Origin of the sequence: Amycolatopsis taiwanensis DSM 45107 (genome assembly GCF_000519205.1) — a bacterium.
GTDB classification, from domain to species: domain Bacteria; phylum Actinomycetota; class Actinomycetes; order Mycobacteriales; family Pseudonocardiaceae; genus Amycolatopsis_E; species Amycolatopsis_E taiwanensis.
This window is the reverse complement of sequence record NZ_KI912602.1, coordinates 206,302-224,739: the sequence shown is the minus strand read 5'-3', so window position 1 is coordinate 224,739 and position 18,438 is coordinate 206,302. Positions and strand designations below refer to the sequence as shown.

Genomic DNA, 18,438 nt, shown 5'->3' with positions numbered 1-18,438 from the left:
GCATGACACCGCCCGAGGAAGAGCACTTCGAGTCCGGTGACGAACTGTGGGAACGTCCCTACACCGTCACCGGCGGGCGCACCAAGCCCAGCACTCAGCTGGACATGATGTCGTTGGTACGCGCCACGGGCCAGGGCAGGGTCGCGCCCGAGCGGCTCGGGCTGGAGCACGCCCAAGCCCTGCGCCTGTGCCGCGCGCCGACGTCCGTCGCCGAGATCGCGGCACACCTGCGGCAGCCCGTGATGGTCGCCAAGGTCGTGCTGTCCGATCTCATCGAATCCGGGGCGGTCACCGCGCGGTTCCCCGCCATGTTCGATCCGCCCGACCCCACCCAACTGAAGGCTTTGGTCGATGCTCTCCGAAAGCTCTGACTTCTTTCCCGTCCAGTTCAAGATTCTCATCGCGGGCGGGTTCGGTGTGGGTAAGACGACGTTCGTCCGCTCGGTGAGCGAGATCGAACCGCTCACCACGGAGGAAACCCTCACCACGGCAAGCATCGGCACCGACAGCACCGTCGGTGTCGAGGGTAAGACCACCACCACCGTCGCGATGGACTTCGGGCGGATCACCTTCGCCGAGCAGAACATGATTCTGTACCTGTTCGGCACGCCCGGGCAGAACCGGTTCTGGTTCATGTGGGACGAACTGTCCCGGGGCGCGCTCGGAGCGGTGGTGCTCGCCGACACCAGACGACTCGAGGACTGTTTCAGCGCAATCGAGTTCTTCGAGCGCCGTGACATCAAGTTCCTGGTCGCCGTTAACGAATTCGACAGCGCTTACCGCTATCCCGAGCGGGATCTGCGGTCGGCGTTGGCGCTCAAGCCCCATGTGCCCATGCTCAGATGCGACGCTCGCGTAACCCGTTCCGCGAGCACTACGCTGGTCAAACTCGTCGAACACGTTTTCCTGGCCGCCACCTCGCAGAACGCTCTTCAGCACGTGCAAAACCCCACCTCCGCTGCTCGCGCCGACAGAATCTGGAGCTAGCCGATGACCGAACCAATGGACGACCGCCTGCTGACGGCCCCGGTCGACACCGAACTGGCCCAGCGAATGACCCGGCTGCGCGCGCTCGGCCTGGACGGTCATCAGCCGGTTCAGGAGTTCGACGAGTTCGCCGCCAAAGTCGCACAGATCACCAAGACGCCGTATGCGATGGTCAACTTCGTCGGTGACCGCGGACAGTACCTCAGCGGGCTCTACACGCCCACCAGTTCGCAGACTTCGGCGGCACTGCAGGCGGCCGTGCAGCCGGAACTTTCCCGGGAGTGGACTCCGGAGTACGGTTTCTGCCCGCACGTTGTGGTCCGTCGCAAGGCTCTGGTGCTCGACGACGTCTGCGATTACCCGCGGTTCGCGGGTAATCCGTTCGTCGACCAAATGGGTGTCCGGTCCTACATGGGCGCTCCGCTGATCGACCGGACCGGCACGACCCTGGGCACGGTGTGCGTCGTCGACGCCGAACCTCGCCCGTGGGGCCGCCCCGGCCTGTCCACGATCAAGACACTGGCCGCCGAACTGATGGAACTGATCAATCGACGCGAGCAGTGAAAGCGCTTTCAACCCAGTATGGGGCGGTGCCCCGGGCAGTCCTGTTCTATTGCCCGGGGCACCGCCTTGTCTTCACCGGCGTAGTAGCGGGTCGACTCGCCACTCCTCACCAGGCCAGCGCTTCTGGTCGATGTCACCGATCATCCCGCGGTAGCCCGCGATATGGTCGGCGAACTCCTCTGTTGTAGGCAAATCACCTATGTAGAGGTCCTGGTGTGCGCTACGCAGACGGTCACGCAATTGGCGTTCAACCCACGAGGCCGTGTAAGCGTGCATCGCGGAGTTGTTGGCGATGCCGCTGGTCACCGCGGCCATCAAGGTCCAGCAAACGAGTTCTCCGACGACAGCGGCGTGGACGTGCCGCCCGGCGGTGTCACCGGCGCGTTTGGCCATGATCTGCGTGACCTGGTCGACGAGGTCGAGCACCTGTGGAGCCGAGGTTCGCTCGTAGACCATCGCGGCGAACGCCTCGGGGTTTCTGGCCATTATGGCTCCCAGGTAGACCGTGATCGCCTCCGTGGAGCCTTCGAAGATTCGGAACAAACGATAATCGCGGAAATGCTGGCCGACGATGTTGGTGTCGAGAAAGCCCCGAGCGGCCAGCATCTGGAGGGCCGTGTCCACGGTCCGCCAAGCGAGTTCGCAGCCCAATATCTTCGCGCAGAAATACCAGGCGTCGGGGACGACCTGGCCGGCGTCACGCCACGTCCCGATACGGAAAACCAAGGTCTCTATCGCCTGGATCGCGGCCCCGGCGTCGGCGAATATCTGCCGGATCCGGCCATTCTCGGACAACCGGCCGGTGGCGACCTCACGCCGCGTGGCGAACCGCTGGGCCACCTCCAAGGAGCGCATCGCCGCGCCCATCGAGGTAGCGGCGAGCACTACTCGGCCGGCCATGAATGCCGCCTTGCACACGGAGAATCCCTCTCCCTCGACCCCCAGCAGCGCTGACGGGGGCACCCGCAGGTCGGTGAAGGTGAGGTCGTACTGAGGGACCGCGCGCAGGCCCAGGGTCAGCATTTCCGGGCCGATGTTGAAGCCAGGAGTGCGGTTGTCGACCAGCAAAGCCGTGATGCCCAGAGCCTTGCCACGTTCGTCTTGAACTTTCGCGAATACATTCACATACCGCGCGTCTCCGCCCAAGGAGATCCATTTTTTGCTGCCGTTGATCGTGTAGCTGCCGTCCGCGTGCTTCGTCGCGTGGGTGGTGAGTCCCCTGACGTGGGTACCGATGCCGGCTTCACTGATCGCGCTCGTGGTCAGTATCTGGCCTCTGGCGGCGCGTGGCACCACGTTGCGCTTGACCTCGTCATTCGCGAAGAGCGCGATCGGCAGGGTGCCCAACGTGTTGTGCACCGCGCACAATATTGCGAGGTTGGCGTCGATGGCCCCAAGCTGTATGAACACCCGGGTCATGTCGACGCTCGACAATTCCTGGCCCTGGTACTGCTTGGGCACTACCATGCCGAACAAGCCCGCCTCGGCGAAGTCTGACACCAGCGCGGGCGGCAACGCGCGACGCTCGTCCATCAACCGCGTGTTCAGGAACTCTCGCGCGTACTGACGCAGAAAGCGCAGCATCCGTGCCGCCGAATCCGACGCCGGGGCCAGCTCGGGCACGCCGTTCGTTGCTTTCGGCGGGGCAAGAACCTGTCCAGCGGCTTCCGCGCCCATTCCATTCCTCCCGGCTGGGTCCTGTTCGGTGGTCTCGCCGCTCCGCGAGCTCCTGAGCCTCAGCAGGGCGGCAAATCTTTCAACGGTCGATGAATTCAACGGTCCTACCAGAATGAGGGTGCTTGCGGGGTGTCGACGTGAGATCCTGCACTAAGCCGTCCTTCTCGTTCATTCGCCCTTGCTTCTGGTGATGGTCGCCAGGCAGGCCCGGCCGTGCTTTCCGGTAAACCATGGGAGTTCTGGCGGCCGTTGCCGAAGTGGGGGATTTTGGGCAGGCCAAAACCGGAGACCCGTATTGGATGGCCTCATCGCGCCGCTGGCGTGCGACAACCGTCGATGATTACGGTTTTCGTCAGGTGATCAAGCCCGTCCGGCCGCGGCCGCGGTCGATGGTCACCTTGGTCCGGCCTGGTCGCGAAATTGACCAGGTAGGTCCATAATGGACAGAGTTGGACCGTTCCCCACCGGTTCGTGCTGCGACGTCCAATGTGTCTCCCATATGACCAATCGCCGTCCGGCCTCCTGGCGCACCGGGTGATGACCGTTGACCATGTTGACACAAACGTCCGCGGGATACCACCACTCGATGATCTTGAATACGTTGAAGCTCGCGGAAGTCCGGGCGCCGGGGCCGGCGACGCCGATTCTGCTCGCTGGAGATCGGGCCGAAGATCGGCCCGGATACACCGGGTCAAGATGATGCCGGGCCGTCCCTGCCCGCGCCGCCGCGAGGCCTGCTGGTGCTGGTGACGAGGTCGATCACGGTCTTCCACGGTCGCTGAGCGGGGTCATCCGGGTACTTTCCGCGGCCTGGGCTCAGTCCGATGTGAGGGGTGGTGAAAGGCGCGCAAGCGGCTTCAGGATCTTCCACTATGGCGTCGATCACGTTGACTGTGTCAAGTTGCGGCCAGCCGTCCGGGAGACGGTTGGGAGACGACCAGGGATGCGAGTGCTCCTTGCTCGCGCCGTAGAGCGGCCCATCTCGGCACCGCTTCCCGCGTGGCCGCCGAGTGATCTCCTCTGTTACAACGTGCGGTGTGATCAGAAGGTTCGGGGATGTGGCCGGCGGCGGCGCGCGGTGAAGCCGAGCAGCGCCCCGAGCACGAAGCCGATCACGTGCGCGGCGTAGGCGACCGAGCCCGCCGCCGCGGTGCCGTAGCCGGTGGCGTAGAACGCCTGGAGGATGAACCACATGCCGAGCATGAGCCAGGCGGGCACGCGCAGCGGGATGAAGAACAGGATGGGGATGAGCCCCCAGACCCGCGCTTTCGGGTAGATCACGATGTAGGCGCCGAGCACGCCCGCGATGGCGCCGGAGGCGCCGATCAGCGGCTCGGTGGCGCCAGGGCTGGTCAGCGCGAAGCCGTAGGCCGCCGCGTAGCCGCAGACGAGGTAGAACAGCAGGAAGCGGATCCGCCCGAGCCGGTCTTCGACGTTGTTGCCGAAGATCGCCAGGAACAGCATGTTGCCGAGCAGGTGGGCCCAGCTGCTGTGCAGGAACATCGAGGTCAGCACGGACAGCGGGGGCGACTTGTGGTAGGCGGGCGGCCCGATGAGGCAGCCCGGGCCCTGCGGGCCGACGCCGGTGCCTCCGGTGGGGACGAGCGCCGGCACCTGGTCGCGCAGCAGTTCGACGGGTACCGCGCCCCATCGTTCGACGAACGCCTGGAGCTGGCAGAGCTCGGCGAGGTTGGTTTGCCCGGCCAGGGTGCGCGCGGCGCTCGGCATCGACAGGAAGACGACGACGTTCGCCGCGATCAGCGCGTAGGTGACCCACGGTGTGCGGCGTAGCGGGTTCACATCGTGGACGGGGATCACTTCCACACGGTAACCCCGTAAGCGTCAACCCGGCGGTTTCGTGGTCAGGCGGCCCAGTGGGCGGGTGGGGTCAGCCAACGGGACAGTGTGGTGGACGAGTCGCCCTTGGCGGCGTCGAGCTGCGGTTGGGTGACGAAGAGGGCGGTGCCGAGGTCGGCGCCGCGGAGATCGGCACCGCGCAGGTCGGCGCCGATGAGGTCGGCCAGGCCGAGGTCGGCGCCGCGCAGGTCGGCACCGATCAGGTACGCGCCGCGCAGGTTGGCCCGCCGCAGGTCGGCGCCTCGGAAGTGCTTGCCCATGAGGTCGGCGCCGCGGAGGTTGCGGCCTTTGCCGCGTACCGCTTCGCTGACGCGGATCAGTAGGGCGTTGGTTTCCTGCCAGTGTGGCGTCACGTCCAGCCCGCGCAGGGTCTCGGCGTCGGAGTCGGCGAGCCGTTCGGTCTTCTCGCGGGCGGCGAGGAGTTCCGCCCGCAAGCCGCGCCCCGCTTCCAACTCGACCGCCTCACGGAGATACCAGAGCAACTCGTGAAGCTCGCGAACGACGTTGAACACCGCGAACATCGCTTGGGCAGTATCCGGCCCCTCACGCCAGTCCCGCCCCGGAAACATCTCCTGCGAAACCCGCTGTCCCGCCCCGAAGCAGTCGTAAACCGTGCACCCCACGAACCCGCGGGGGCGGAGTTGGTCATGGATCCCACACCGAAAGTCATCCCGCAGATGCCGGCAAGGCTCTCCCGCCGCCTTGTTGATCGGAAAGTCCGCCGACTTCACAAACCCCGGCCCCACACAACACAACCCCACGCACTCCCCACACGCCCCCCGCAATGCCCTCACAAGCACCCCTTCGATCATGCACCTGCGCCCACCCGCGCTAGCTGGCCACTCCACGTCACCACACACGAGTATGCCCACAACACCGGCCAGAGGCTCCCGCAGCATGTCACCTCATGCTGGTCCCACTCCACCCCGCCAGCGCCAACCAGAGGGGCTCCCGCAGTATCTCAACTCATGCTGGTCCCCGCCCAACGCGACCAGCGCCGGCTAGAGGGGCTTCCCGCAGCATGTCACCTCACGCTGGTCCCCACCCAACGCCACCAGCGCCCGCCAAGGTGAGGAGCTCGCACCGCGGGGGGTTTGGGGGGCTCGGCCCCCCAACACAAGGACGAACCCCACCAATCGGGAAGCCCCCAACAGGCGCGAACAGGGCTCGCCGTGGGGTGAGTGACGGGATTCGAACCCGCGACATCCTGGACCACAACCAGGTGCTCTACCGACTGAGCTACACCCACCGTGCGAGGTCTGGTCGACCTCGGCTCGCATATCGTAGCGCGTCGTTCGCGGGGACCGGAAAGGGGTTATGCACCGTGGCGTGATCGCACTTCGGCCGCGGCCGCGCGGGCTGCCTCGCTGGTGGGTCCGGGCTGGGGGACGAAGGTGGTACGGCGGTAGTAGTCGAGTTCGCTGATGGACTCCTTGATGTCGGCGAGTGCGCGGTGGGCGAGGCCCTTCTCGGGCTTGGCGTAGTAGGCGCGCGGGTACCAGCGCCGGACGAGTTCCTTGACGGAGGAGACGTCGACCATGCGGTAGTGCAGGTGCGCGTCGAGGGCGGGCATGTCGCGGGCGATGAAGCCGCGGTCGGTGGCGATGGAGTTGCCGGCGAGGGGGGCGCTGCCCGGCTCGGGTATGTGTTGGCGCACGTAGTCGAGGACTTGCCGTTCGGCTTCCTGGAGGGTGATGTCCGAGCGGCGGACTTCCTCGGTGAGTCCGGACCGGGCGTGCATGTCGCGGACCACGTCGGGCATGGTGGCGAGCACGTCGTCGTCGGCGTGGATGACGAGGTCGAGGCCGTCGCCGAGGATGTTGAGGTCGGCGTCGGTCACGAGGACGGCGATTTCGATGAGGGCGTCCTTGGCGAGGTCGAGCCCCGTCATTTCGCAGTCGATCCAGACAAGATGGTCGGTCACCGGAAAACCCTAGCGCGCAGAGCCCCCGACGGTTTGTCGACGTCCGGTTGCGGAAACCGGAAAGCCCGCGAGTCGCCCATCCCCGTCGCGCGAGTCCCACCTTCCCGTCTCGCGAGTCCCACCTTCCCGTCGTGCGAGTCCCACCTTCCCGTCGTGCGAGTTCCCCGTTCCCGTTGTGCGTGTCCCTCGTTCCGGTCGTTCGCGTCTCACCTTCCCGTTTGGCGAGTCCCGCGTTCCCGTCGTGCGAGTTCTACATTCCCGTCTACCGGACAGTGGGACACGCGTTACGGGAGTGTGGGACTCGCGTTACGGGAGTGTGGGACTCGCGTTACGGGAGTGTGGGACTCGCGTTACGGGAGTGTGGGACTCGCGCCGGTCCGGTGCTAAAGGAGGCTGCGGGCCAGGGCCGCCCACGCGGCCGGAGGCGCGGTGCCGGCCGCGTGCGCCGCGTCGATTCCCGCAGCCCGCAACTCAGGGCGCGGGTTGCGGCCCTTGTTTCCTGGCGTTCCGCGCCCAGACGCTCTGCCTTGTGGGGGTTCCCCAACACCCCCGGCTGGGGGCAAGCCCACACGCTCCCTTAACGCCGCCTTGGCGGACAGGTCCGGCCGCCGGTGGGCCGCGCTCACGATCATCCACAATGTACTTTCGGCGATGCGGTCGAGGTCCTGCCGCTTGATGGTGAGGTGCGCGGAATCGACTCATGGGGGCGGCGAAAACACGGGGCGGGCACCCGCGAGCGCAACCGGACGTCGAACCGGGCCGCCCACCACGCCGCTTCGAGGCGGTGCGGGATCGCACGGGGAGGCCTGGCGAACCCCATTCGACGATCACCGCGGCCCCGGCCGGCGCGGTCCGCTCTGAGCCGCACAGCCGTCGGAACAGGAGCGTTGAAAGCGAGTAGGGAATGCTGGCGGTGACCGTGAATTCCTTGGGAACGCTGGCGGTGACCGTGAATTCCTTCCGGGACAAGGGGAACGCGTGGAAGCCGGCGTGTACCACCCGGACGTCGCGGTGTCCGTCGAACCGGCGAGGGAGTCGGTCGAGGAACTCCGCGGCGATGACCCCGTGCCCCGGTGGCGGCCACGGAAGCGGTGATGGCGCCCTGACCGGCACCGAGATCGAGGACGAGATCGCCGGGGCCGACCGGGCAGGGACGGGTGAGTTGCGGGGCTATCCAGGGTGCGAAGAGGCGCGAGGAAATGCACCCCACGGCGGCATGAACCGCGGGCATGGTGACCCCCACGTCACGAGCAGGGAAGGAACTCATGACCACCGAATCGTGTGATCCCCGGCCAGGTCCACTCAGGCCGAGTTCGTGCCTGCCGGGACGCTCGGGTCGTCGTCGGGGTAGGGGTGCGTGCACCTCAGGGCTCGCCGGGAGTGATGCGCAGGTTCATCGGCGCGGTGTCCAGTCCGCCAGGCGCCGGAGAAACGTGGCTGTTGTGGTCAGGGGCATACCGGACAGCATCGCCAGGTGGAAGGTGTGGGGCATGCCGTCGTAGATGTCGAGGGTGACGTCGGTTCCCGTCACGGTGGCCGCTGCGGCGAAGCGCCGGGCGTCGTCGAGCAGCACCTCGGCGGAGCCGGCCATCAGCAGCAGGGCGGGCGGGCCGCTGAGGTCGCCGTGCAGCGGTGACTGGCGTGCCAGATCCGGCCTCGCCCTCCAGATAGCGGGCGGTGACCTTCTCCGGTGCGACGCGATTGATCATGTCCAGCCCGTCCTTGGTGGTCAACGACGGGCTGGACAGCGTCAGATCGGTCAACGGGGACACCCCGACCGCCCCCCACCGGCATCCGATCCCCGCTCTCCTTGAGCGTCAGCAGGGCCGGCAGGACGAGCGTGGCTCCCGCCGACTCACCGAACAGCAGCACCCGGGACGCCGGCGTGCCCTGATCGAGCAGGCTCCGGTAGGCGGCCACCACATCGTTCATCGCCGCCGGGTAGGGACGAGCCGGTAGTCCACCGCGAACACGGGCCGCCCCGTCGCGGTGGACAACCGGTAGGCAATGAGCCGCTCTGCCCGGGGTTCGGTGTCCGCGAAACCCCCGCCATGGGCATACAGCACGACGCCCGTCTCCCTCGCCGAGCACCCGGAGGCATTCACCCACTGCCCACGGACCCCGCCCGTGCTGGGAAGTACGGGCGCGAGGTCCGCGTCGTCGGGCAACTCTGGCACGTGCTTGGCCAGGGCGTGGATCTGCGCCAGGACGGCGGCGGTGTCGTCGGCGGTGGCGGAAATCCGCACACGGTTCTCCTGGTCGTCTTCGCTGGGGTCAGCGGCTCTGCTTGCCGGGCACCTGCCGGGGCAGTACGGGACGAGGGTTGGGCCGGATCGGCTTTCCGCCCTGCTCACGCCCCCGGCGGGACCTCGATGCTGGCGTGATGCGCAGGTTCACCCGGACTCCTTTCGTTCGATCACCCAGCAAGCTTAGGTCAAACCTAAAAATATATTCGATCTATTTTTAGGTCAGACCTATGGTCGGCTATGCCTTCGTGACGGATAACAGGACGCAGACAAGCAATATGGTGAGATTCGCGCGTGACTTTCGCCGACACCGCAGGTTTGACGGGTCTGTTCGGCGCGCAGCCGAACCCCACGGCAGTGGTACCGCTGGTCACCGGCGGGCTCGCACTGGTACTGGTGCTGTCTTCAGCGCCGTGGCGGCTGGCGCGCAACATCGTGACGATCGTGCACGAGGCCGGGCACGCGTTGGTCGCCGTGCTGGTGGGTAGACGACTCCAGGGGATTCAGCTGCATTCCGACACCTCGGGTGTCACGTTGTCGCGAGGCAAGCCGACCGGGCCGGGGATGGCCATGACGGCGCTGTGTGGATACCCGGCCCCGGCCGTGCTCGGGCTGGGCTTCGCGAGTCTGGTCGCCGCCAACCGCGTCACGGCGCTGCTCGTCATCGCCGCGTTGCTGCTGCTGGGCGTTCTCGTGATGGTGCGCAACGCGTACGGTGTGCTCTCCGTGGTGCTCACCGCGGCCGGACTCGCGCTCGTCGCGCTGGTGGCCGGTCCCGAGGTGCAGGCGTGGTTCGTCTACCTGATCACCTGGTTCCTGTTGTTCAGCGGGATCCGGCCGTTGATCGAACTGCAGTCCAAGCGCCGCCGCGGTTTCGCCCGGGACTCCGACGCGGACCAGCTGGCGCGGTTGACCGGGCTGCCGGCGGCTCTGTGGGTGCTGATCATGGTGGTGATCGGCCTGAGCTGCCTGGTGGTCGGCGGCGCCTGGCTGCTGGAGCCCGCGCTGCAGCCCTGACCTGCGGGTGAGGCACACTGGACACTCACGGATCTCCAGGCCGTGGCAAGTCGTCCGTCCTCGCGTGGGTCGCGGGGGAGCAGAAGGGAACAGCGGTGTCCGACGAGGTGGCCAAGGCGGTCGAGGAATGCGCGCGAGCGGCGAAGCGAGCGGCGCCGTCGTTGGCCGCCGCGCCCGACGAGGCCGTCGACGGCGCGCTGAGCGCGATGGCGGAACGCCTGCTCGACGGGCGGGAAGCGGTGCTGGACGCGAACCGCGCCGACGTCGAGCGGGCACGCGCGGAGGGCATGAGCGCGGGTCTGCTGGACCGGCTGACCATCACCGGTGAGCGACTGACCGGGATGGCCGAGCAGTTGCGGCTGCTGGCCGGTGCGCCGCACCCGCAACGCGCGATCCCACTGTCCACTCTGGATGGCGGGCTGCGGCTGGTCGAGCGGCGGCGGCCGGTCGGGGTGATCGGCGCGAACTACGAGGCCCGGCCCAATGTCACCGTGGACGTGGCCTCCCAGCTGGTGAAGTCCCGCAACGCCGGGGTGCTGCGCACCGGTTCGGCCGCGCTCGGCTCGGCACAGCGGCTGCTCGACACCGTGATCGCGCCCGCGCTGGCCGACGCCCGGATCGACGCCGGCGCGATCCAGCTCGTGCCCCGGGTCGAGCGCGAGGCCGCGGCCGCACTGGTGCGGCTGCCGGAGCTGGTGCCGCTGGTGATCCTGCGCGGGAGCGGGGACAGCACCCGTTCGCTGGCGACCGAGGCCGCGACCCACGGCGTCCGCACCCTGGCCCACGCCGATGGCGGCGGAGTGCTGTATGTGGACGAGTCCGCCGACGCCGAGGTCGTGCGCTCGCTGGTCACCAACAGCCTGGACCGGCTCGGCGTGTGCAACCGGCTGAACCTGCTGCTGATCCATTCAGCGGTGCACGACCGGTTGTGGCCGGTGATCTCCGAGGCCCTCGCGGAGCGTTCCGTCACGCCGTCGTTGCCGCCGCACCAGCACGCGATCGGCTACGAGTGGGCGCTGGACTCCGAGCGCGAGGCCACCGTGACCGTGGCGCCCGTGAGCGGAATCGAGGAAGCGGTGCGCATCGCCAACGAGCAGACTTCCGGTCTCGCCGCGGGCATCGCCACCGAGGATGCCAAGGCGGCGGAGGCGTTCTTCGACGGCTACACCGGCACCGGCGTGTTCTGGAACGCGCCGACCCGCCTGCTGGACGGCTTCAAGCTGCTCGCGGTGCCCGAGACCGGGATCAACCTGGACAAGGTCCCCGGCCCCCGTGGCCCGGTCACCTACACCGACCTCTACATCCGCCAGTACGCCGTCCTGCCCGACCGCGACTGACCCGGGAAACACGAATCGGAGTTCCAGGACGGTTATCCGGGAACTACGCCGGCGTTCTGCGTCTTCGTAGGGAAGCCCCGGTCACCAGGGTTTCGTGACCGGGGCTTCTTGTTCGACCGAGTCGAACGTGATGTCGGAAAGCCTTGGCTCCTTCCGTATCACGGTATACTTTCGACAGGTGTCATGATGGTGCGTCCGGTGCCATCAACCTGGAAATTTCCCGCTCCCTGAATCGAGGCCCCACTGGGGGACGCCCTGAAAAGGGTATCGCCCGGGCACCGGAGGGCCTGGTTCGGCTGAAGGAGAACACCTATGCATTGCCCTGCGGGGAAATATTGTCCCTGGACTATGCCGCTCTTGCTGACACTGACCCGGTGAGGGACCGTGTCCAGGTTTTGGTAAGCCGCCCGGACGTACGCTCGATTTGCTGTATCGGGCAGTGACGTGTCGACAGCGACGCATACAACCGACTTGACCGTGCCGACCATCTGCTCCGTCGAGCACCATTCCGACACGCCTTGAGCCGCCGCTGTCGGCGCCGACAGCGGCGTGACGAGCAAGGACGCCAATATAGCGAAGATTCCCGCGAATATCTTGTTTCCCGTCGACTTTCTCCATATGTGCTGCATATTTCAGCAACCTCCTTTCCGGTTAACTTTGGGAAAGTTCAAGCTCGGGAAGGTAGAAATTTGCTGGAAAGCTGACCTGGTCGAGCCTAGGTGTCGCCTGCGTTGGGGCACAACCTCGCATGCGTCCCTGACGTAACCGACATACGCCCCTGTCCGCTTGGGACCTTCGTCCCTAAGTTGCCGTTTGGCGCCCCGCCAAGGTGGGTCTTTGAAACAATGCTGCCGGTCGGCTCGTGGAAACGGCCGATCTACGCCCCGGTGACGGCGGGGGCATCGAAGACGTCCTGCGCGTCAGCCGCGTTCACGATTCGCGCAGGCGGCAGAAAATCAGTATCCTGCTTATTCGGCCCGTTTGGCTCGTTGTCGATTCCGCTCGGCGATGGCCCGCCGAAAGAGTTCCCGTGCCCCCGGTGCGAAGACCCAGTGTTCACCGGAAACGACGATGGGGGGAATGTGCCCCAGGGCGCGCGCCCATGTGTTGCATTTTTTCATCGTCTCGGCGACCTCCTCGCCAACGGAGTGTTCTCCGTCGGCCACGAGCGTTTCCACCAGTCGCAAGTCCTGTGGCGGCAGGTGTGTCACGATGCAGTAGGCGTTGAACCAGGACTCGGTTTCACCGGGCTCATCGTGCCATTGCCGTGTCGGGTCCGCGGCCGGATTGGGTGAGATATTCTGGTCGCGACTATTGTTCATCATCTCGTCAGCTCATTATGTGTCAATTATCTTGTAGTGCACGATATGCCGATTTTATGGCGTCCGTGGCGTGCCGTGTGGCTGCCCGACCTAACCGGTCGAGTCGAGCTCTTGGACGCCGATGGCGTCGAGCAGGTCTTCCACGGCGGGGTCGTCGACGGCCTCGCGGATGCACTGCCACAGTTCCAGGTTGGCCAGTGCCCAGCGGGAGTAGGTTTCCGCGGCTGCCGGGTTGTAGAAGTAGTACCCGCCATCGTGCACGCCGCGTTGCTCACCGACGATCTTGTTGGCCAGTTCCCGCAGGGTGATGTCGTTCTCCGCGAGGTAGCGGTGCGCCAGCATCACTGGCGTGATCGGCAGGGCCTTGAACAGGGTGTCCGCGTCGCTGAGGGCCTGCGCCTCCAGCGAGATGTCCGGTCCACGGGTGGCCATCTCGGCCTCGTCCACGATCCGGTCGATCCACTCGGCGGTCTCCGACGGGACACCGGACTCCAGCAACAGGTCCAGGCGCAGGTCACGCCCGGCCGCGGCGGGGGAATTTCGCCGGATCAGGTAGTTGACGTCGTGCACGAGTGCGGAGGCTTCCACGACGTGGACGTTGGCGCCGTTGAGGCGGGCGAAATCGGCCGCCTTGGCACGGACGAAACAGACGTGATGCCACCCGTGGAAGGGCAGCCGTTCGGCATAGCGCAGGCACAGTTTGTGGACGTTCTTTTCCAGTGTTGTGATGATCGTTTCTGAAAGCGCGCGCGCGGCGACGATGTTTTGGGCGTGCATCGATCTCTCCCATCCCGGCTGGTCCTAGTCGGGTGGGTTGATCGTAACCGCCGAAACGTCCTGATTCCGGCCGAAGGAGTCAGATCCGGGCCGACAATCCCCCCAATCGGTTCTCAACGGGCACGTGACGGTGCGCGACCCCACTTTCGATATCGTAGGAGAGGCTCGAAGCGGTTACCGGGCGTGATTTCACCAGGAAGGTCATCGTGTCGTCCTCGGCACTCACGATGCGGTGGAAGTCGGCCGCCAGCATCGTCCCCGACGAACCGGTGGTGCACCGGGCGCAGCTGCGCACCGCGACCGAGGTGATCAATCCCGACTCGGGGTCCACCGTCGCGTCGTAGTGTTCCTGGAGATAGCTGCCGTGCACCATCGTGCTGGAGAAGTGATAGCGGTGGTTGTGCACGGAATCCGCGTAGCCGAGCCGCCAGTCGCGTTGCGGTTTGTATTCGTGCAGCCAGAGGGAAAAGTCCGCGCTCGGATCGTCGAGCAGGCACCAGGCGAAGTGCGTGGTCGTCTCCCGCGCCCGGCCGGCCACCTCGGCGGCGGGCAGGCCGAGCACGTAGTTCCGCAGGTGCGTCCGGAAGTCGGGTCGTTCGACCCAGTGCAGGAACGTCTCGTGCACCGCGGCCCAGTGGGCCATGAGCGGCCGGTCGAGTTCGCGGAGCGACACGATCAAGCCGCTCAATGAGGACGTTTCGGTGAGCATTTCAGTTCTCCAGGGATGCGGCGATCGAGAAATTGTGCTGGAAGACGTGGAACTCGGTTTCCAGTTCACGGAACGCTTCCTCGGTCAGCGGGCGCCCGGTGACCTTCTGGTACAGCGCCATGAACTCCTGCCGAGTGGTGTCCGGGGCCAGTTGGAAATGGCGGGCCGAACGGGACTGGCACACGCGCAGGAATTCCACGCGTTCCATGTTGTAGAGGAACGAGCCCTCGGAGAACCGCAAGGTGCGCGGGTACAACGTGCTCACGCTGCTGACGTCGCTGTAGAGGTGGATCCAGACGCTGTCGTCGAACATTTCGAGCCGGTCCAGTGGCGGATCGGCGATCACCGTCACGTCGATCCGGGTGGACCGGCTGCGCGCCAGGTACAACCCGATCAACCCCATCGACACCTCGTGGGAAAGTTCGCGCTGGATCCGGTCGGCATCGGCGGCCGCGCCCTCGTGGCGCAACAGGTATCGGGCGCGCCCGCTGAGCGTGGTGGCGTCGCGCGGATCGGCGATGATCACCCGAAGTTCCCATTCCGCCTGCGAAAGCAGCAGTCGCGCGGCGGCGTAACGGGCGGAAAACCCGCGGAAGAAGTACTGCCGGGTGGCGTGGAGATCCCGCATCATCAGGCGGTTGAGCGCGGGGTCCGGCTGGACGGTCGCCTCGAAGACGTGCGTGGGAAAGAACTCCTTGTTCATCGAGCGGTATTCGGCGGCCAGTTCGCGCAACGTTCGCCGGCTTTCCTCGATCACGGGTGAAACCAGCGCGCGCTGGGCGGCGGTCGCGGTGATCAGCGTCTGGCCGAAGCCGACGATCGCCGACACCAACGTGCCGGTACCGGCGGCGTTGACCAGGTTTCGTCCCATGCCGAGCGGCATCGCGCCCGAGATGGTCAGGCATACACCCGAGAGCACGACGAGAACCAGCAGCAGGAGTCCGGTTCGCGTCCAGAAGATCTCCTGTAGCGGGTTGTGACGCGGTGGGCGTGCCTCCGCGGACATGACCCCATCTCCTTGCCACTGGCCTGGGCGATGAGCACTTCAACAGGTACTGGTCCGCGCGCGCACGGTTACCCTACGCCTGCGCCTGCCCGCGCAAAATAGGAAGAACGGGCGATCTCTCTGGCTCATCGCTCCTGGTCAGCGCGCCATGCCGCAGACGGCCGCAGCCGCGGACACTCCTTGGCCCGGCTGAAGCAGGTAGGTGGCCCGGCGGGGTGGGAGCCCGGCCCTACTCGCCGGCCGCCTTGGCCGTGGGGCCGTCCGTGCCGGCGCTCGCCCCCTCCGTGGCCTCGGGCGCCTGGGGCTCGGGTTCGCCGAGGACCTCGTGGGCCTCGCTGAGTACCGCACGGGCCGCCTTGACCTGCTTGGCGATGCCGGCCCGCAGCTCGCGCAGCGCCTCCACCTTCTCGGCGGCCTGGTTGATCCGCTTGGTGGACTCCTCGGTGGCCTCGCGGACCCGCCGGTTCGCCTCGTCGGACGCCTCGGCCAGGCGCGCGTTCGCCTCGGTGATGGATTCCTGCCGGCGGCGGTTGGCATCCTCGACGGACTCGCGCCGCCGCCGGGCGATGTCGTCCTTGGCTGCCTTCTCCTCGGCGGCGACCTTGGCACGGATCGCGGCCGCCTCCTCGGTGGCCTCGCGGACCCGGCGTTCGGCCTCGGCCTTGCTGGTCGCCTCCTGCTCGGCCAGCGCGCGCATCGCCTCGTTCCGGCGCGCGGCCATGGCGATCTCGAAGTCCTCCTCGACCTGTGCCCGGCGCTGCTCGGCGTCCGTGTCAAGCCGGTCGCGTTCCGCCTTGGCCTTGTCGAGGATCCCTTCGGCTTCCGCGCGCGCCTTCGCCAGCACCTCGCGGTGCTCGGCTTCCATCTCCTTGCGCCGGGTGTCGAGTTCGGACAGGAGCTGCTCGTAGCGGGCCCGCATCGCGCTCGCGTCGGCTTCGGCCTTCGCCCGGATGTGCCCGGCCTCGGCCTCCGCGCGGGCCTTCGTGTCCGCGGCCTCCTCCTGGGCCAGGCGAAGCATGCGCTGGAGGCGCTCGGACAGGCCTTCGACGGTCGTCGGTGGCTGGCCAAGGCGCTCCACCTGGCCGCGCAGGTTGTCGATCTCGCCGCGCGCCTGCTCGAGTTGCCGGGCGAGGTCGCCCGCCTGCGTGATGGCGGCGTCGCGGTCGGCGGCCAGCATCTTCAGATCACCGTCGAGGCGTTCCAGGTGCTCGTCGACCTGGTGCCGGTCATAACCGCGCTTCGCCAGATCGAAGCCGGCTCCCAGCGGTACCAGTTCCCGTTCGTCGCCAAGGCTCATGCATACGAGCCTAGAGAGTGTTTCGATCCTCGTGTGGTCCGGCCCCGAGGTCTACACCGAACGGCGGGCAGGCAATTGCGCCATACCAGTTCCATCGCAAGTTTTTGCGCGCGAGATCACGATCTTGACGCCAAGCCGCTACGCCAGTTTCTACGCGAGTTCGCGCGCGACCGCGATCGTGTCGACGGGGCGCTCCATCCGAGATCGAGTCACGCCCTCGACCGAGGCGCTCCGCTGCCCCGATAGCGGGACAAGAGGGGCGCGCGTGGTAGTACTGCCACGGCTCGCGTAAAGCTGCTGCTTACGCCCCCCGGAAGGCGTTGATCCGGTCGAGGTGCCGTGCGCGTAACCGTTCATCGCGGACACCGAGGCCCTCTTCGGGCGCCAGGCACAACACGCCGACCTTGCCCTGGTGGCGGTTGTGATGCACGTCCAACGCCGCCTGTCCGGTTTCCTCCAGGGGATAGATCCTGGACAGGGTCGGGTGGATCAACCCTTTCGCGATCAACCGGTTGGCCTCCCACGATTCCCGGTAGTTGGCGAAGTGCGAGCCGATGATGCGCTTGAGATTCATCCAGAGGTACCGGTTGTCGAATTGGTGTAGATAACCCGATGTGGAAGCGCAGGTGACGATCGTGCCACCGCGCCGCGCGGCGTAGACGGAAGCGCCGAATGTTTCGCGACCGGGGTGCTCGAACACGATGTCCGGATCCTCGCCGCCGGTCAGTTCGCGAATTTTGGCGCCGAAACGCTGCCATTCGCCGGGATCCTGCGTGTGCTCGCCGGACCAGAACCGGTAGCCCTCACCCGTTTCCGCGGAGCGGTCGATCACCAGTTCGGCGCCGAGCTTCCGGCACAGCTCGGCCTTCCGCGGGCTGGACACGACGCACACCGGTATCGCGCCGCCGTTCAGCGCGTACTGCGTGGCGTAGGAGCCGAGACCGCCGGAAGCGCCCCAGATCAGCACGATGTCGCCCTGCTTCATGTCGGCGCCGTTGCGGGAGACGAGCTGCCGGTAGGCCGTCGAGTTGACCAGTCCGGGGCAGGCCGCCTCTTCCCAGGTCAGGTGGGCCGGCTTTGGCATCAGCTGGTTCGCCTTGACCAGCGCGATCTCGGCGAGCCCGCCGAAGTTGGTCTCGAATCCCCAGATCCGCTGCTCGGTGTCGAGCATCGTGTCGTTGTGGCCGTCCGGGGCTTCGAGCTCGACGTTGAGGCAGTGCGCGACCACCTCGTCACCGGGTTTCCAGCTGTGCACGCCGGGCCCGGTGCGCAGCACGACCCCGGCCGCGTCGGAGCCCACCACGTGGTAGGGCAGGTCGTGCCGCTTGGCCAGCGGCGACAGCTTGCCGTAGCGGCGCAGGAACTTGAACGTCGGCAGCGGCTCGAAGATCGAGGTCCAGACGGTGTTGTAGTTGATCGCCGACGCCATCACCGCGACCAGCGCCTCGCCGGGGCCGAGCTCGGGGGTGGGGACCTCATCGAGGTGCAGTGACCGGCGCGGGTCCTTGTCGCGGCTGGACAGGCCCTCGAACATGGCGACCTCGTCGGCGTGCACGGTCATGCCCCGGTAGGACTGGGGAACCTCGATCGAGGCGATGGCGCCGAGGTCGCCGGAGACGATTGCTTCCTGGATCTCTTTGAGTTGACTCATGACGCCGGCCTTCCCTGAGATGGCCATCGAAAACTCCGGGAAAACTCCGATATTACTGGCGGGTAAC

At 66.7% G+C, this 18,438-nt stretch carries 17 protein-coding genes, 1 tRNA gene and 1 pseudogene; 5 read left to right on the top strand and 14 right to left on the bottom strand.

Annotated features, from left to right (window positions below; genetic code table 11):
* The first annotated feature begins 2 nt into the window (after nt 1-2).
* Genes A3CU_RS0142580 through A3CU_RS0142570 form a run of 3 tightly spaced genes read left to right on the top strand, consistent with a single transcriptional unit; the run spans nt 3 to nt 1,551 of the window.
* Nucleotides 3-371 carry a DUF742 domain-containing protein gene (locus A3CU_RS0142580; protein ID WP_027947377.1) on the top strand — a complete coding sequence of 123 codons (369 nt, stop codon included), beginning with the start codon at nt 3-5 and terminating at the stop codon, nt 369-371.
* The gene (locus tag A3CU_RS49500; RefSeq protein ID WP_052373173.1) at nt 352-987 is read left to right on the top strand and encodes a GTP-binding protein; all 636 of its coding nucleotides are present in this window, start codon (nt 352-354) and stop codon (nt 985-987) included. Before A3CU_RS0142580 ends, A3CU_RS49500 begins: the two co-directional genes overlap by 20 nt.
* Before the next feature lie 3 nt (nt 988-990).
* Nucleotides 991-1,551, top strand: a complete 561-nt coding sequence (locus tag A3CU_RS0142570) for a GAF domain-containing protein (RefSeq protein ID WP_027947376.1) — start codon at nt 991-993, stop codon at nt 1,549-1,551.
* A gap of 72 nt (nt 1,552-1,623) precedes the next feature.
* Here A3CU_RS0142570 and A3CU_RS0142565 read toward each other — a convergent pair whose 3' ends face one another.
* The 8 genes and pseudogenes from A3CU_RS0142565 to A3CU_RS55350 form a co-directional block, all read right to left on the bottom strand.
* On the bottom strand, nt 1,624-3,228 hold the full coding sequence (locus A3CU_RS0142565) for an acyl-CoA dehydrogenase family protein (protein ID WP_084144245.1): 1,605 nt from the start codon (nt 3,226-3,228) through the stop codon (nt 1,624-1,626).
* Between the two features lie 1,041 nt (nt 3,229-4,269).
* Nucleotides 4,270-5,046 carry a rhomboid family intramembrane serine protease gene (locus A3CU_RS49495; RefSeq protein ID WP_052373193.1) on the bottom strand — a complete coding sequence of 259 codons (777 nt, stop codon included), beginning with the start codon at nt 5,044-5,046 and terminating at the stop codon, nt 4,270-4,272.
* A 44-nt stretch (nt 5,047-5,090) separates the two neighbouring features.
* Complete coding sequence (locus A3CU_RS55510) at nt 5,091-5,606, bottom strand: pentapeptide repeat-containing protein (RefSeq protein ID WP_342668967.1); 516 nt, start codon at nt 5,604-5,606, stop codon at nt 5,091-5,093.
* Nucleotides 5,607-6,258: 652 nt separating this feature from the next.
* Nucleotides 6,259-6,334, bottom strand: a tRNA-His gene (locus A3CU_RS0142550).
* Between the two features lie 66 nt (nt 6,335-6,400).
* Nucleotides 6,401-7,009 carry an oligoribonuclease gene (gene orn / locus A3CU_RS0142545; RefSeq protein ID WP_027947373.1) on the bottom strand — a complete coding sequence of 203 codons (609 nt, stop codon included), beginning with the start codon at nt 7,007-7,009 and terminating at the stop codon, nt 6,401-6,403.
* Nucleotides 7,010-8,402: 1,393 nt separating this feature from the next.
* The gene (locus A3CU_RS55355) at nt 8,403-8,657 is read right to left on the bottom strand and encodes an alpha/beta hydrolase fold domain-containing protein (protein ID WP_281174204.1); all 255 of its coding nucleotides are present in this window, start codon (nt 8,655-8,657) and stop codon (nt 8,403-8,405) included.
* Nucleotides 8,600-9,075: pseudogene (locus tag A3CU_RS55030) on the bottom strand (alpha/beta hydrolase fold domain-containing protein). The gene A3CU_RS55355 and the pseudogene A3CU_RS55030 overlap by 58 nt, the downstream one beginning before the upstream one ends.
* Before the next feature lie 208 nt (nt 9,076-9,283).
* Nucleotides 9,284-9,406: a hypothetical protein gene (locus tag A3CU_RS55350; protein WP_281174201.1), complete on the bottom strand. Its 123-nt coding sequence runs from the start codon at nt 9,404-9,406 to the stop codon at nt 9,284-9,286.
* 143 nt (nt 9,407-9,549) lie between these two features.
* Here A3CU_RS55350 and A3CU_RS0142525 point away from each other — a divergent pair, with 143 nt between their 5' ends.
* Both A3CU_RS0142525 and A3CU_RS0142520 read left to right on the top strand, forming a co-directional pair.
* The gene (locus A3CU_RS0142525) at nt 9,550-10,272 is read left to right on the top strand and encodes a M50 family metallopeptidase (RefSeq protein ID WP_084144244.1); all 723 of its coding nucleotides are present in this window, start codon (nt 9,550-9,552) and stop codon (nt 10,270-10,272) included.
* A 95-nt stretch (nt 10,273-10,367) separates the two neighbouring features.
* Nucleotides 10,368-11,609, top strand: a complete 1,242-nt coding sequence (locus A3CU_RS0142520; protein ID WP_027947369.1) for an aldehyde dehydrogenase family protein — start codon at nt 10,368-10,370, stop codon at nt 11,607-11,609.
* Between the two features lie 968 nt (nt 11,610-12,577).
* Here the strand turns inward: A3CU_RS0142520 and A3CU_RS0142515 are convergent.
* The 6 genes from A3CU_RS0142515 to ccrA all read right to left on the bottom strand — a co-directional run bounded on the left by A3CU_RS0142515 (nt 12,578) and on the right by ccrA (nt 18,371).
* Nucleotides 12,578-12,931 (bottom strand): hypothetical protein, encoded by a 354-nt coding sequence (locus A3CU_RS0142515; protein ID WP_156960839.1) that lies wholly within the window; start codon nt 12,929-12,931, stop codon nt 12,578-12,580.
* 90 nt (nt 12,932-13,021) lie between these two features.
* Nucleotides 13,022-13,708: an HD domain-containing protein gene (locus tag A3CU_RS0142510; RefSeq protein WP_211246650.1), complete on the bottom strand. Its 687-nt coding sequence runs from the start codon at nt 13,706-13,708 to the stop codon at nt 13,022-13,024.
* A gap of 79 nt (nt 13,709-13,787) precedes the next feature.
* Nucleotides 13,788-14,417, bottom strand: a complete 630-nt coding sequence (locus A3CU_RS0142505; RefSeq protein WP_027947366.1) for a hypothetical protein — start codon at nt 14,415-14,417, stop codon at nt 13,788-13,790.
* 1 nt (nt 14,418) lies between these two features.
* Entirely contained in the window at nt 14,419-15,423 is a 1,005-nt protein-coding gene (locus A3CU_RS0142500) for a hypothetical protein (protein WP_027947365.1), read from the bottom strand.
* A 229-nt stretch (nt 15,424-15,652) separates the two neighbouring features.
* Nucleotides 15,653-16,720: a coiled-coil domain-containing protein gene (locus A3CU_RS49485; RefSeq protein WP_052373171.1), complete on the bottom strand. Its 1,068-nt coding sequence runs from the start codon at nt 16,718-16,720 to the stop codon at nt 15,653-15,655.
* A 301-nt stretch (nt 16,721-17,021) separates the two neighbouring features.
* Nucleotides 17,022-18,371: a crotonyl-CoA carboxylase/reductase gene (gene ccrA / locus A3CU_RS0142490; RefSeq protein ID WP_027947364.1), complete on the bottom strand. Its 1,350-nt coding sequence runs from the start codon at nt 18,369-18,371 to the stop codon at nt 17,022-17,024.
* Between the last annotated feature and the right edge of the window lie 67 nt (nt 18,372-18,438).

Coding starts and splice junctions, on each gene's coding strand:
- A3CU_RS0142580 (WP_027947377.1), top strand. CDS start 3: ATGACACCGCCCGAGGAAGAGCACTTCGAGTCCGGTGACGAACTGTGG.
- A3CU_RS49500 (WP_052373173.1), top strand. CDS start 352: ATGCTCTCCGAAAGCTCTGACTTCTTTCCCGTCCAGTTCAAGATTCTC.
- A3CU_RS0142570 (WP_027947376.1), top strand. CDS start 991: ATGACCGAACCAATGGACGACCGCCTGCTGACGGCCCCGGTCGACACC.
- A3CU_RS0142565 (WP_084144245.1), bottom strand. CDS start 3,228: ATGGGCGCGGAAGCCGCTGGACAGGTTCTTGCCCCGCCGAAAGCAACG.
- A3CU_RS55510 (WP_342668967.1), bottom strand. CDS start 5,606: ATGTTCGCGGTGTTCAACGTCGTTCGCGAGCTTCACGAGTTGCTCTGG.
- A3CU_RS0142515 (WP_156960839.1), bottom strand. CDS start 12,931: ATGAACAATAGTCGCGACCAGAATATCTCACCCAATCCGGCCGCGGAC.
- A3CU_RS0142510 (WP_211246650.1), bottom strand. CDS start 13,708: ATGCACGCCCAAAACATCGTCGCCGCGCGCGCGCTTTCAGAAACGATC.
- A3CU_RS0142505 (WP_027947366.1), bottom strand. CDS start 14,417: ATGCTCACCGAAACGTCCTCATTGAGCGGCTTGATCGTGTCGCTCCGC.
- A3CU_RS0142500 (WP_027947365.1), bottom strand. CDS start 15,423: ATGTCCGCGGAGGCACGCCCACCGCGTCACAACCCGCTACAGGAGATC.
- A3CU_RS49485 (WP_052373171.1), bottom strand. CDS start 16,720: ATGAGCCTTGGCGACGAACGGGAACTGGTACCGCTGGGAGCCGGCTTC.
- ccrA (WP_027947364.1), bottom strand. CDS start 18,371: ATGAGTCAACTCAAAGAGATCCAGGAAGCAATCGTCTCCGGCGACCTC.